Raw genomic sequence first — 12,376 nt, 5'->3', positions numbered from 1 at the left:
CGAATTCTATCAAGCAAAAGCCCCGGTGAAGATCTTCACCGGGGCTTTTCGTTTAGTCTCGATATCAGACCGGCTTATTGGCCGGTGGCTGGCGATGCCGCCATCCACTCGCGCAATGCCGTGTCGAAAGCGGACTTGCCGTCTGCGCCCTTTTGCAGGGTCAAAAGCGCACGTCTGCCATTGCGATAGGACACGGGGATATCGATCCAGTCGCGGGTTCTCAGCAGCTCCAGATTGGTCTTGCGTGCTTCGGGGAAGTCGTTCAGCGCGATCATATGGAAATCGTCGGTGATCTTTGCCGGAACTGCGATCAGCGCATTGCCGCGATCCTGCTCGGTAGACTTCATCGCAATACGCTGGACACTGTCGATCGCGCCGCCTTCGAAGCCGGGAGAAACCGAGAAGACGATCTCGACCAGATGGCTTGCAGGAAGCGAGGGATCGGTGTTGCGCTTGAAGGTGATGAGCGCGCTCAGGCCACGGCCGGGAATGGTGATCTGGCCCTGAACTTCCGGCGAAGGTTTGCCGGCATCATCCTTCTCGTTCTGCAGCGACCAGGACACGGTGCCTTCGATTGCAGTCGGAACAGTCTGGCCGAGCACTTCCTCATAGAGGAACATGCGGTCGCCGGTTGCGGCTGCCGGTGCTGCGGTCTGCTGCGCCGCTGCCGGGGTGGCGGGCGTTGCTGCCGTCGCTGTATTTTGAGGCGCGGGCGCTTCGTTCTGCTGGTAGACCGACTGGCCTTCCGCTGTCACAGGCTGACCATTCGGGTTCGGTCCCGGACCTTCGTCCTTCTCGGTGCCATTGGCCAGAAGGCGCTGGGTGAATTTGGTGCCAGTGACAGAGCCGTCATCGGGACGCGCCGCGCCGGGCGTCGCAGCCTGGTTTTGAGCCTGTCCATTGACCGCCGGCTGGTTCGTTGGCGGTGTCGCTGCGCCATTGGCGGGCGCCGATGCGGTCTGCGAGGTTTCGCTGGAGGACGACCCGGTCGAGGTACTTGTCTTGGCAGAGTTGACAAGACCGCCGACCATATCGTTCAGCGTTTCGCGGTTGGCCCAGACAGCGTAACCGCCGCCTGCCAGGACGGCCAGAATACCGATCCCGAGAACCACGCCCGCGTAATTGCGCTTGGGCTTCTTCTTTGTGGCATAGGCAGCGGCAGGAATGCCTGCATTGGTAAAGCCACTATCGAAATTGCTGTTGGCCGTCTTGTCGGAACGGTTATTCGCCGCGCCGCCATCGTAACCGATCAGCTCTTCCAGATCGTCCCAGGGCGTGCGATCCTTGTCGTCCTTCTTGGCGTCATTCGTCGCAAACGGGTCTTCGTCTGCGCGCGGCAGCGCTGGTGAGGCCTTTGCTGGCAGATCGAGTGCTGCATCCTGGAAATAGGAGGAGAAATCGTCGGTGGCGGCGGTGGATTTGCCCTGCTGACCCGTTTCGACTGCAGCCGCACGATCCAGATGCGAATCCTGCTCCTCGGCAATCTCATGCTGCGCGTCGTCCGACAAATGCCTGTGTTCTGGCTCTACGTTGACCTGACCGTAGTAATTGGCCTGCCCGTCGAAACCTGCCGTGTAGGGCAGTGGCGTGTTTTCATGCAGCACGGTTTCCGTGTGCCGATGTGCGGTTGTAAACGGCTCTGCGTCTTGCTTTTCGTCACGGGTATAGGCTTCATCGTAGTGGAGCGTGTCATCGTGATGCCCATTCGCGAAGATGGCGTCAGCCGGGCGTTGCTCCGCGTGAAAATGGTCGTCCTGCGACGCGCTAATGGGCGCGTAATGTTCTCCGTTTTCGTCTGCGCGCTCCCAGGGAGCGGGTTCCACGTGGCTGTCCTGGCCGATCCAGTCGCGATGGGCGTGGTCCTGCTCCTGATCGACGTCGGGCTCATGGCGAGCCTCATGATGGTGGAGGTCGTCTGCCGGCTCAGGCGCGTAGGCCGGTGCCTCTGGCTCGCCCTCATGCTGATAGGCTTCCAGCCTGCGCTCGGCCTCAGCGTCGTGATGGCTTTCCGGTGCCTCGTAGGAAGAAGGCTGAGCGTAGACATCAGCATCGTGAGCGCGTTCCGTTGCCTGGTACGCCGGTTCTTCAGCGACTTGTGGCTCGTCACGCTCGTAATGGTGTGTTTCTTCATGCGTGGCACGGGCGTCGGGATGAACATCGTCATCATAGTCTTGCCGATGCGCGGGCTCCGCAATCTGGTCTTGTGCAGCATAGCGCTGCTCGTGCGCCACGCTTTCTTCATAATAGGGAGACGACACATCTTCCTGGGCAGGGGCGGCATAGTCCGCACCTGCCTGGTCTTCTTCGATAGCGGGAAGTGCTTCGGAATATTCTCCCTCGACCTCGGCAATTGCCGTATCGAGCTTCATGATCTGCCGCTGGAGCATTTCTTCCGGCGGGCGCGGCTTCATGTTCTCAAGCTGGCGCACGACAGCGCTTCGTGCCTTGTCGTACACCTTGGCCCGGTTTTCGGGAGTATTGTTCGCCAAGCCATCCACGGCCTTGCGAATGACTGCTACAAAATCCGCCATAAGCACTTTCTCGTCGGGACCGGCCGTATACCGACCCGAAATGGGTTATGAAGTCTGATTGCTGAGGACATTAGTCCTCAAATGGGTCAGTCACAAGTATGGTGTCGTCGCGCTCCGGGCTGGTGGACAGGAGTGCCACGGGCGCACCGATCAACTCCTCGACCTGACGCACATATTTAATTGCCTGCGCAGGCAAATCCGCCCACTTGCGCGCGCCGACAGTCGATTCCTTCCATCCCTCAAGCGTGATGTAGATCGGCTCGACCCGAGCCTGTGCGCCCTGGCTTGCCGGAAGGTGATCGATTTCCTGTCCGTCGAGCTTGTAGCCGACGCAGATCTTCAATTCTTCCAGGCCGTCCAGAACGTCAAGCTTGGTAAGTGCGATACCGGTAATGCCGTTGGTTGCCACCGACTGGCGCACCAGTGCCGCATCGAACCAGCCGCAGCGGCGCTTGCGGCCCGTCACCGTGCCGAATTCATGGCCCTTTTCGCCCAGGAACTGGCCGATTTCATCATGCAGTTCGGTCGGGAAGGGGCCTTCGCCAACGCGTGTCGTATAGGCCTTGGTGATGCCGAGAATGTAACCGAGCGAGCCTGGGCCCATGCCTGAACCGGCGGCAGCCTGACCGGCAACCGTGTTGGAAGACGTTACATAAGGGTAGGTGCCGTGGTCGATATCGAGAAGCGAACCTTGCGCGCCTTCGAACAGAATGCGGGCACCTGCGCGGCGCTTCTTGTCGAGCAGCAGCCAAATGGTTTCGCTGAAGGGAAGAATGCGATCGGCAATCGACGTCAGCTCTTCCATGATGGTTTCATGCGCAACTTCGGCAGCGCCGAAGCCGCGACGCAGCGCGTTGTGGTGCGTCAGAATGCGATCGACCTTGGCCGAAAGCGCTTCGCGATCTTCCAGATCCATGACGCGGATGGCACGACGGCCGACCTTGTCTTCGTAAGCAGGGCCGATACCACGGCGCGTGGTGCCGATCTTGGTGCCGCTGTTGGAGGCCGCGTCTTCGCGCATGCCGTCCAGTTCGCGGTGCAAGGAGAGGATGAGGGTGGCATTGTCTGCAATGCGCAGGTTTTCAGGCGTGACCTTGACGCCCTGCGCTTCCAGACGACCGATTTCAGCAATCAGCGCATGCGGATCGACCACCACGCCATTGCCGATGACAGCAAGCTTGCCGGGGCGAACGACGCCGGAAGGGAGCAGGGACAGCTTGTAGCTGACGCCATCAATGACAAGCGTATGACCGGCATTATGCCCACCCTGATAGCGCACGACCACGTCGGCGCGCTCGGAGAGCCAGTCAACAATCTTACCCTTGCCTTCGTCGCCCCACTGCGAGCCGACCACGACTACATTCGTCATTTCTTGCTTTCCTGCTCATGGCGCCGGGGCGCCCCTACCTCAAACCCGCAAATCTATACTGCGTTGTTTTACGGAAAGCGACCCTGTTTATGCAGCGGAATTTTGCTTTTGTAGGATAATTGTGCCCATCCTATGGCTGAAAATCGTGCAATTGCCCTTGCGAAGCCATAAGGGCGCGTGCAGAAAATCGGCCCACTCTCCGAAAGAAAGTCTCTCGCCTTGCCCTCCAGAGCCTATCTCGTTCTCACCATCGCCGCTTTGTGCTGGGGCGGAAACGCTGTCGCCGGCAAGCTTGCCGTCGGCCATATCAGCCCTATGGTGCTGACCTTTTTGCGTTGGGTGGTGGCGGTTACCATCATCGTTGCCATTTCCCTGCCGCAGCTTGCAAAGGACTGGCCGGTGGTCAGGAAGCGTCTGCCTTACTTCTTCATCCTCGGCACGGTGGGCTATACCTGTTTCAACGCGGCGCTCTACTCGGCGCTGAAATATACCTCCGCCATCAATGCCGCGGTTATCCAGGCCGTCATTCCGGCGGTGATCTTTCTCTTCAACTTCGCCTTGTTTCGGACAAGGGTTCTTGCCGTCCAGATCATCGGCTTCGTTTTGACGATCTTTGGTGTTGCGCTTCTGGCATCGCGCGGCGATCTGATGTCGCTCATCCGGCTGCAATTTAATCCGGGTGATGCCATCATGCTGCTCGCGGTGCTCGCTTACGCGATCTATACCGTCATTTTGCGGTGGAAACCGGCCGTGGACTGGCGCACCCTGATGGTCATTCCGGCCACCGCTGCGCTCATTACTTCCGTGCCGCTGATGGGATGGGAAGTGATGGGCGATCAGGCAATCTGGCCGGAAGCGAAAGGCTGGGCGATCGTCCTTTACACGGCAATCTTTCCCTCGCTGGTGGCGCAGATCTTTTTCATCAAGGGTGTGGAAGCGATCGGGCCAAACCGGGCAGGGCTGTTCATCAACCTCATTCCCGTTTTTGGAACATTTCTCTCGGTGCTGATCATCGGTGAAACGCTCCACCTCTATCAGATCATCGCGCTGCTCCTGGCGCTTGGCGGCATTGCCGTTGCCGAACGAAAAAAGCCGCCTGTCGTTTGAGGCGCAAGGCCTGACGACGGGCGGCAGTCGGTCATGATGCTTTGGAAACGATGATCAGTGCTTTGTCGCGGTCTGGTCGAAGCGCCGGAAATAATCGTCGAGTGCCGACAAAGCCTTCCGCCGCTCGATATCCACGCGCTCGCCCCGCTGGATTGCTGGTGGGGCCGAGACCACGTTCTGTTCGAGGGATGCAAAACCTCTGGCAAAGCCGCCGGGACCTGCCGCGTGGGCATGATCTGCGATGGATGCGATGACGATGCCACACAGTGCTGCGGCGAAAAGCTTCTTCAACATGTGATACCCCGGTTCGTGTCCGGCTTTGCACCGGCTTTCTTGCGCTTCGGTTATCGCGCCGGGATTTTCAACTTGGCCCGGCGCCTGTTGGAGACGACATTAGGGCTCAAATTTTGCACTGCGTTTAAATCGATCGGTACAATTTTATCGGTCTTTATTTTTAATGCGGTCGATCGATATTCTTCGCCGCCTCACGCATTTTTCTGCCGGTTCATCAGGTCGCTGGCGCGACTTGCTAAGCTCTGGCGATCGCTGACACTCTGCGCATCGGCAATGAGTGCTGGAAGGGGAGAGGCGTCGCCTTCCTGTGCTGCCGTCAATGCGATCATGCGAGCGGCGATCTGCCCTATCTCCTTGCGGATCGCCTCATCATTCTTCCTGTCTTTCACGGTCAGAAGCCGTTCGGTCAGCGCCGTGCCCTGATTGCGGATGTCCTCGATTTCGCGGGCCAGTCGCTCGGGGCTTTCGGATGCACCGCCAAGTTCGATGATCGGAACGTTGGTCGGGGCGGGCAACTGCGCGTCGCTTATTTTGCTAAGTCCGGAGGATTTTTCCTTCAGTCTGGCTATTTCCTGGACGCGACGCTCCAGCAGCATTTCGTTGTCGGCATTGCGCGCCATTTCCTTGGCAAGCTGATCTTCGAGTCGCGCGATCTTGCGGCTTTCCCGGTTCATATGCTGGGCGGTTTCACGGGCTTTGACGTCCGCTTCCTCCAACCGACGTGTCATCTCTTCGCGTTCCTTGCGCCAAGAGGTCGCCTTTTGCTTTGCCTGCTCGATTTCCAGATCTCGGGCCGAGAGCGCAATCTTGAGATCATCCAGTTCCCGCGACACGGCGCCGACGCGCTTTGTCAGGTTGGAGATTTCCTGGGTTCGAGCAATGGCCGTTTCTTCGGCATCGTTCAGCTTCGTAGTCAATCGCGCCACGGCATCTTCATGGCGGCGAGCCTTTGCGCGCAGGTCGCCCGCTTCCAGCGCCATGTTTTCCAGTTGCTGTTTCAAGTCGCGGGTTTCGGCCAGAAGGCGGCCGGTTTCGGCTTGAGCCGCCTCGTTCTTGAACTTCAGGGCAAGCGCTTTTTCGCGCTCGGCATCCAGTTCCTGGCGCGTGCGTGCGTTTTCCGCAGCATAGAGCGCCCGGGCCATATCCTTCTGCGCACGCACTTCCTGCGGGCTCATCGGCATGGTCGCCCGCAATCGCTTTTCCGTATAGGAAACGATGCGCCGGTTGATCGCAGGTGCGATCAATGAAACCAGAAGAATTGCGCAGAGAAAACCAAGGCCGAAAATCAGGGCGTACTCAATCACGCGTGGTCGTCTCCACAAGAAGCGCCACGGTTCGAAAACCCTCTATGGCAGCTCATTTCATCGTCGCGGCGCAGACTGTCACGTCAATCTTGCGCCAGGCGGTCATCGCCTTACACGCTGGTCGTGTTCAAGCAGTTTATCGCAAAAGGGCGCGTCTGACGAATCAGAACGGATTCCAGGTGGGCTGGGGCGTAAGCTTCAGATAGCCGACATTGATGCCGAGTCGCGCACCGATGCCGGTGCGGATGGGGGCAATGGTGACGTCGCTGTTTTTTAGAACCGTCATGCCCACGCCTGCGACGATGAAGGCAGAGCCACTGACACCACCATAGCGGCGATAGAGCGAATTGACGGAGGGAAGATTATAGACGAGCATCATGGCGCGGGTGCCCTGGCCGCCGTAATCAAGCCCGAGCGAGGGGCCCTGCCAGAAGACCGGATGTTGCCCGGCATTCTTCGTATAGAGCGTGCCTTCGCCATAGGTCAGGCCCGCGACGAAGGCGCCGGAGCCTTCCTGACCGAGAATATAACCATTCGGCAGACCGTATTGCTGGAATGCGCGTTCCACCACCTTCGCAAGTCCGCCCGTCGTCTCGCCGAAGAAGCCGTGACCGGCATCGACGATTTCCTGAATGGTGTATTGATCGCTGCTTTGCGCAGATGCCTGCGCCGCCGACATAGAAAGGCCCGCAAGGATCACGAGAATCTTGACCAGTCCGAGGCGTGCGATGGTGCGGAGTTGGTTAATTCGCATCGTCAGTTCCGTCCGTCTGTTTGTTACCACTGTCCTGTTAAGACATTTGGCATTTTGAGACCATCATATTAACAATCGGTTTACCAAATATGGTGTCATTATGGCTTAACAATTTCGATAGGGTCCGCGCCGCATTCGCGCAGGAGAAAATTTATGACGACCAAACTCAATCTTTCGCTCTCCGGCCCCGATCTGGCGGCGCTTCTGTGCAGCCGCGTTTGCCATGACGTTATTTCGCCGGTTGGCGCGATCAATAACGGACTGGAGCTTCTCGATGAGGGTGGCACCGATGCCGATGCGCTGGATCTGATCCGTACCTCGGCTCTGAATGCGTCCGTGCGCCTGAAGTTCGCCCGTCTTGCTTTCGGCGCATCCGGCTCTGCCGGCGCGTCTATCGATACCGGAGAGGCCGAAAAGGCCGCAAAAGACTTTGCTGCTGCGGAAAAGAAGGTGGAAGTGACTTGGTCGGGTCCACGCGCCATCGTCGCCAAGAACCGCGTCAAGCTGCTACTCAACCTCTTTCTCGTTGCCTATGGCGCGATCCCGCGTGGCGGCAATGCGGATATCGTTCTCGAAAACCCGGAAGGCGATGCCCGCTTCGAAATCACCGTCAAAGGCCGGATGATGCGCGTGCCTGCCAAATTCGCTTCCATTGCCGCAGGCACGGAAGAAGAACCGATCGACGCGCATTCCGTTCAGCCCTACTACACGCTTCTGCTTGCCGAAGAGGCCGGAATGGTAATCGAATATAAAGTGCATGAGGACCGCGTGGTCTTTACGGCCTCCATGGCTGAGGCTGCCGAAGCGGCCTGACTGGATAGATGGGTGGGCCACCGTTAAGTTGGCCCATTTTTTCTGCCCAGTAGAAGCGGCGTTGGTTTCAAAGCGATTGCCCCTTCACTGGCATCGCGACGCACTTGCTGGGCTCGTCAAAACCACTTCACCATCACCTCGTTTGCATAGGACTGTTCGCCAATCCGAAACGCGGTCTGACCGTCCCGCGTGAATCCGAGGCGCTCATAGAAGACGATGGCGTCCCTATTCTCGCTATTCACGGCGAGCCACACGCCCTTGCATCCTTGCTCACCGCAGAGCTTGAAAGCTTCAGCAAGAAGCCGTTTGCCGATGCCTTTTCCCTTATGCCTCGGCTGAACATAGAGCGTTGCGATCTCCGTTCCTAGACCGTTTTCGGCAGGGGCGGGGCTGCGAAGCCTGACGCGCACGAAGCCGTCCATGCCCTCGCTGTTTTCGGATATCAGGATGATCTCGTTCTTATCATCGATGAGCGTTTCGAATTTTTCCGTGGTGAAGGCCGACAGCGCGTAATCGGCGAAGAATTTCGATACGCCGTTTTTAAGATAGGTGCCGATCCAGACCTCGATGGACAGTGCGGCAAGGCTCGAGGCGTCGTCTTTGGACGCTGTGCGAATCATCATCACATCCTCTTCTCCTGCGGCATCGGCCTGAAAAATCGACGTCGAATTTGGCAAAGCGCTATACGTCTATCGAAAAAGCTCTGGCATCCATGGCGCGTCCACCGCAATGCACGGCACTCTATGGTCGCGCTATGCGCGGACAAAACAAAACCCGCCGTTTGCACGGCGGGTTTGTCATGACAATCATGCTTGGGAGGCATGTTGAGGGGATAATCAGGCAGTCTCAAGAAATTCGGCGTTGCCATCCGGCTCGCGAAGCACGTAGCCGCGGCCCCAGACGGTTTCGATGTAGTTCGCGCCGCCTGCTGCGTTTGCAAGCTTCTTGCGCAGTTTGCAGATGAACACGTCGATGATCTTCAGTTCAGGCTCATCCATGCCGCCGTAGAGGTGGTTGAGGAACATTTCCTTGGTGAGCGTAGTGCCCTTGCGGAGCGACAGCAGCTCCAGCATCTGGTATTCCTTGCCCGTCAGGTGAACGCGCTGGCCGCCGACTTCAACTGTCTTGGCATCCAGGTTGACGATCAGCTCGCCGGTGGCGATGACCGACTGGGCGTGACCCTTGGAGCGGCGCACGATGGCGTGGATGCGGGCAACAAGCTCGTCCTTGTGGAAGGGCTTGGTCATGTAGTCGTCTGCGCCGAAGCCGAGGCCGCGCACCTTGTCTTCGATACCGGCCATGCCCGACAGGATGAGGATCGGTGTCTTGACCTTGGACAGACGCAGCGTTCTCAAGACCTCATAACCGGACATGTCCGGCAGGTTAAGATCGAGAAGGATAATATCGTAATCGTAGAGCTTTCCAAGATCCACGCCTTCCTCACCGAGGTCGGTGGTGTAGACGTTGAAACTTTCCGACTTCAACATCAGCTCGATGCTCTGAGCCGTTGCGCTGTCGTCTTCAATAAGTAGAACCCGCATAATTATCCCCTTTGCCGCCCGCGGTCAGTAAATGAATCCCTTTTGCGCGATGCGGATCCAGACGTTGCCTGATTTGCAGGCTGCCACCAAATGGTTAACAAATTCTTCTCTCCTTTGGCAAGGTGTGGAGAATTCATTAAATAGTTCGGGCACTCTGCTGTTTTTCAACGTGAATCCCTCATCGCCAAACATGAACCAACGAATGAGGAAAACCCCGTAAGTGATTCAATCGACTCTACCATTGTCGTGCCCAGTGTTTTTTTGGGCTTGGCATTTACCGACCCTTAAATGATCCGCCTTATCATTAACGATGCCCGTAAATGAAAAGTTAACAGCGCAGTTTTTTTATTAATGTCGGGTAACTTTTGAGAATCATTCCGGCACATGCCGGAGTGGCGGGTTGGTTCCTGTTTGAACCGGGGTCTCGCTATCCATGGAGTATTGAGTATGAAGTCGCGTGACAGCCTAGTTCGCCTGAAGGAATTTCAGGTCAACGAAAAACGTCGTCAGTTGCAACAGCTGCAGTCGATGATGTCCGAATTCGAACGGATGGCCAAGGAATTGGTCCATCAGATCTCTCTCGAAGAAAGCAAGTCCGGGATCACGGACCCCAGTCATTTTGCCTATCCGACTTTTGCCAAGGCCGCACGCCAGCGTGCCGATAACCTGCAGGTTTCGATCCGCGAGTTGAAGATGCAGCAGGAAGCCGCCGAAGCCTCTCTGGAAGAGGTGCAGGCCGAATATGAAAAGGCTGCTGCTCTCGAAAACCGCGATACGGCTGTTCGCGCCCGCGCCTGACGCTCTTTGCGTTAACAAAGGCGCGTTAACCTGACGTCATTGACGGCGGCCAGCTGATCAGGAGGCTGCTTTCAATGACGCTTGTGCTCTTAATCTTAACGATTGCGATCCGCCCGGCGATGCCTGGCGGATTTTTTTATGGCCTGAACTATGCCGTCGTTATTGCTGCGCCGGTGCGCATGATTTGATTGCGCCTCCTTGGCCCGAAGAGGTGCTCATGAGCGCATATGTGCGACGTTGGACGGTTACGACTGCAGAGGAAGCGCGGGAGGGGGAGGTGTTACCTGACGCCGGCGTGGCAAAGCGTCTGTGAAGCTCGCAGACCTTTTCGCATGGCGGGTAAACGGCGCTCCCAAAAACGAAAACGGCGTCACACCGTCCCGTGTTGACGGGATGGGATGACGCCTGATCCGGATTGGCAGGACGCAACCAAGTGCGCCCGTGCCGAAACGTCTAGTGGCGGTACTGCTGAATCCGCGTGGTGCGCAGGCCAGCAAGGCCATGATCGGCAATCGAAGACTGCCAGGACAGGAATTCCTCCACTGTCAGCGTGTAACGTTCACAGGCCTCCTCAAGGCTCAGAAGACCCCCGCGCACGGCGGCGACGACTTCGGCCTTTCGGCGGATGACCCATCGACGTGTGTCGGCGGGCGGTAGATCGGCAATCGTCAGGGGGCTGCCATCGGGGCCGATGACATATTTAACTCGTGGGCGTATCATTTCGGTCATTGGACACTCTACACAAACTCAAGACCATATGCTGCGCACTTTAGGGAGGTACCTTTAAAAATTACCTAAGCAGTTGGAGAGAATTTTTTAACAATTTGAATGATTTCGCCGGGTTTGTTCGTGTTTCGCGAAACATCAGCCCAAAAATGGGCGCTTTGGCGCTGTCCGGACGCCCAAAATTATTTTGCGCGGGGCGCGTTTTTATTGCTCTTGCCGATCGTAGTGAGACGTCCATCCCCTTATCGCGGAGGGGCGCCCCAGGCGATGAAGTCGGGATTGGCGAGCATATCGTCATTGCTGCGGTCGATCTCGTAACGCAGCGGAAGGCCCGCCATATCGAGAGTGATGCCGCCTGCCGCGCGCAGCACCGCATCACCGGCCGCCGTGTCCCACATCATGGTGCGGCTGAAGCGTGGATAAACATCGGCAGCGCCTTCCGCCAACATGCAGAACTTCAGCGAAGAACCGATCGAGATGCTGTCGATCAGACCATTGTCCGCGACGAAAGCCTCCGTTTTCGGGGTGCAGTGCGAACGGCTGATCACCGCAACGGGTAGGGCAGGTTTGGCGCGGCAGCGAATGGAGTGGTTCGATACCGGTTCGAAGTCGCCCGAGATGAACAGCTTGCGCGCTCTTTCGCCTTCACCCGTCCAGGCGACACCGAGCGCTGGCGCATAGACCACGCCGATTACCGGTTTGCCGCTTCGAATAAGTGCGATGTTGACAGTGAAATCCTGTTTGCCGGTAATGAATTCCTTGGTGCCGTCCAGCGGATCGACGAGAAAGAAATCGCTATCGACTTCAGGCACATGGCCGGTCGTTGCGGCTTCTTCCGCGACCACGGGGATATCGCGATAGTCGCGCGCAAGAGCCGAGAGAATGATGTCTTCGGCGCGCTGATCCGCCTCGGTCACGGGCGAGCAATCATTCTTATAGGTAACGTGCGGACCTGCGGCATGAACCGCCATGATTTCCCTGCCGGCGCATAAAGCCGCCGCGATCAGACTTTCCAGCATCTTCAATCCTTCGAGCCCGATCCCGTCAGACTATATTGGCCGCAATTGGTTTGCGCTTAGATATTCGAGAGCGTCGTTCACTCTACGCATTATCTGCAAAGCGTTGGTTACGCCGGAAGA

12 protein-coding genes are annotated in these 12,376 nt (G+C 57.7%); 3 read left to right on the top strand and 9 right to left on the bottom strand.

Translation table 11 applies throughout. The features are described 5' to 3' along the window. Window positions 1-74: 74 nt before the first annotated feature. Together QZ862_RS00470 and QZ862_RS00465 are read right to left on the bottom strand one after the other, a co-directional pair. The gene (locus tag QZ862_RS00470; protein WP_296096773.1) at window positions 75-2,531 is read right to left on the bottom strand and encodes a hypothetical protein; all 2,457 of its coding nucleotides are present in this window, start codon (window positions 2,529-2,531) and stop codon (window positions 75-77) included. Between the two features lie 70 nt (window positions 2,532-2,601). Beyond that, window positions 2,602-3,900 (bottom strand): adenylosuccinate synthase, encoded by a 1,299-nt coding sequence (locus QZ862_RS00465; RefSeq protein WP_296020174.1) that lies wholly within the window; start codon window positions 3,898-3,900, stop codon window positions 2,602-2,604. A 219-nt stretch (window positions 3,901-4,119) separates the two neighbouring features. Between QZ862_RS00465 and QZ862_RS00460 the strand changes: the two genes are divergently transcribed. Further along, window positions 4,120-5,007: a DMT family transporter gene (locus tag QZ862_RS00460; protein ID WP_296085826.1), complete on the top strand. Its 888-nt coding sequence runs from the start codon at window positions 4,120-4,122 to the stop codon at window positions 5,005-5,007. Window positions 5,008-5,061: 54 nt separating this feature from the next. Here the strand turns inward: QZ862_RS00460 and QZ862_RS00455 are convergent, their stop codons facing one another. The 3 genes from QZ862_RS00455 to QZ862_RS00445 all read right to left on the bottom strand — a co-directional run bounded on the left by QZ862_RS00455 (window position 5,062) and on the right by QZ862_RS00445 (window position 7,365). Then, on the bottom strand, window positions 5,062-5,301 hold the full coding sequence (locus tag QZ862_RS00455) for a hypothetical protein (protein ID WP_296085809.1): 240 nt from the start codon (window positions 5,299-5,301) through the stop codon (window positions 5,062-5,064). 191 nt (window positions 5,302-5,492) lie between these two features. After that, window positions 5,493-6,605: a hypothetical protein gene (locus QZ862_RS00450; protein WP_296020168.1), complete on the bottom strand. Its 1,113-nt coding sequence runs from the start codon at window positions 6,603-6,605 to the stop codon at window positions 5,493-5,495. 163 nt (window positions 6,606-6,768) lie between these two features. Then, window positions 6,769-7,365 (bottom strand): EipA family protein, encoded by a 597-nt coding sequence (locus QZ862_RS00445; RefSeq protein WP_296096912.1) that lies wholly within the window; start codon window positions 7,363-7,365, stop codon window positions 6,769-6,771. A 147-nt stretch (window positions 7,366-7,512) separates the two neighbouring features. On the opposite strand from QZ862_RS00445, the gene chpT reads away from it, so the two are divergent. Beyond that, entirely contained in the window at window positions 7,513-8,172 is a 660-nt protein-coding gene (gene chpT, locus QZ862_RS00440; protein ID WP_296077122.1) for a histidine phosphotransferase ChpT, read from the top strand. 116 nt (window positions 8,173-8,288) lie between these two features. Here chpT and QZ862_RS00435 read toward each other — a convergent pair whose 3' ends face one another. Beyond that, complete coding sequence (locus tag QZ862_RS00435; RefSeq protein ID WP_296096770.1) at window positions 8,289-8,795, bottom strand: GNAT family N-acetyltransferase; 507 nt, start codon at window positions 8,793-8,795, stop codon at window positions 8,289-8,291. Window positions 8,796-9,008: 213 nt separating this feature from the next. Next, complete coding sequence (gene ctrA, locus QZ862_RS00430; RefSeq protein ID WP_113267004.1) at window positions 9,009-9,713, bottom strand: response regulator transcription factor CtrA; 705 nt, start codon at window positions 9,711-9,713, stop codon at window positions 9,009-9,011. Between the two features lie 447 nt (window positions 9,714-10,160). Here ctrA and QZ862_RS00425 point away from each other — a divergent pair, with 447 nt between their 5' ends. Then, window positions 10,161-10,511, top strand: coding sequence for a flagellar export protein FliJ (locus tag QZ862_RS00425; protein WP_296020159.1), 351 nt, complete (start codon window positions 10,161-10,163; stop codon window positions 10,509-10,511). Between the two features lie 453 nt (window positions 10,512-10,964). Here QZ862_RS00425 and QZ862_RS00420 read toward each other — a convergent pair whose 3' ends face one another. After that, window positions 10,965-11,240 (bottom strand): DUF1153 domain-containing protein, encoded by a 276-nt coding sequence (locus tag QZ862_RS00420; protein ID WP_062426213.1) that lies wholly within the window; start codon window positions 11,238-11,240, stop codon window positions 10,965-10,967. 239 nt (window positions 11,241-11,479) lie between these two features. After that, entirely contained in the window at window positions 11,480-12,256 is a 777-nt protein-coding gene (gene cysQ, locus QZ862_RS00415; RefSeq protein ID WP_296096768.1) for a 3'(2'),5'-bisphosphate nucleotidase CysQ, read from the bottom strand. Between the last annotated feature and the right edge of the window lie 120 nt (window positions 12,257-12,376).

This window comes from uncultured Agrobacterium sp., from assembly GCA_913777615.1.
GTDB lineage: Bacteria > Pseudomonadota > Alphaproteobacteria > Rhizobiales > Rhizobiaceae > Agrobacterium.
The sequence above is the reverse complement of the archived record's forward strand: the minus strand, read 5'-3'. Positions and strand labels throughout refer to the sequence as shown.

Excerpts from the sequence above, each read along its gene's own strand:
- QZ862_RS00435 (WP_296096770.1), bottom strand. The coding sequence starts at position 8,795 with ATGATGATTCGCACAGCGTCCAAAGACGACGCCTCGAGCCTTGCCGCA.
- QZ862_RS00470 (WP_296096773.1), bottom strand. The coding sequence starts at position 2,531 with ATGGCGGATTTTGTAGCAGTCATTCGCAAGGCCGTGGATGGCTTGGCG.
- ctrA (WP_113267004.1), bottom strand. The coding sequence starts at position 9,713 with ATGCGGGTTCTACTTATTGAAGACGACAGCGCAACGGCTCAGAGCATC.
- QZ862_RS00455 (WP_296085809.1), bottom strand. The coding sequence starts at position 5,301 with ATGTTGAAGAAGCTTTTCGCCGCAGCACTGTGTGGCATCGTCATCGCA.
- QZ862_RS00465 (WP_296020174.1), bottom strand. The coding sequence starts at position 3,900 with ATGACGAATGTAGTCGTGGTCGGCTCGCAGTGGGGCGACGAAGGCAAG.
- QZ862_RS00425 (WP_296020159.1), top strand. The coding sequence starts at position 10,161 with ATGAAGTCGCGTGACAGCCTAGTTCGCCTGAAGGAATTTCAGGTCAAC.
- cysQ (WP_296096768.1), bottom strand. The coding sequence starts at position 12,256 with ATGCTGGAAAGTCTGATCGCGGCGGCTTTATGCGCCGGCAGGGAAATC.
- chpT (WP_296077122.1), top strand. The coding sequence starts at position 7,513 with ATGACGACCAAACTCAATCTTTCGCTCTCCGGCCCCGATCTGGCGGCG.
- QZ862_RS00420 (WP_062426213.1), bottom strand. The coding sequence starts at position 11,240 with ATGACCGAAATGATACGCCCACGAGTTAAATATGTCATCGGCCCCGAT.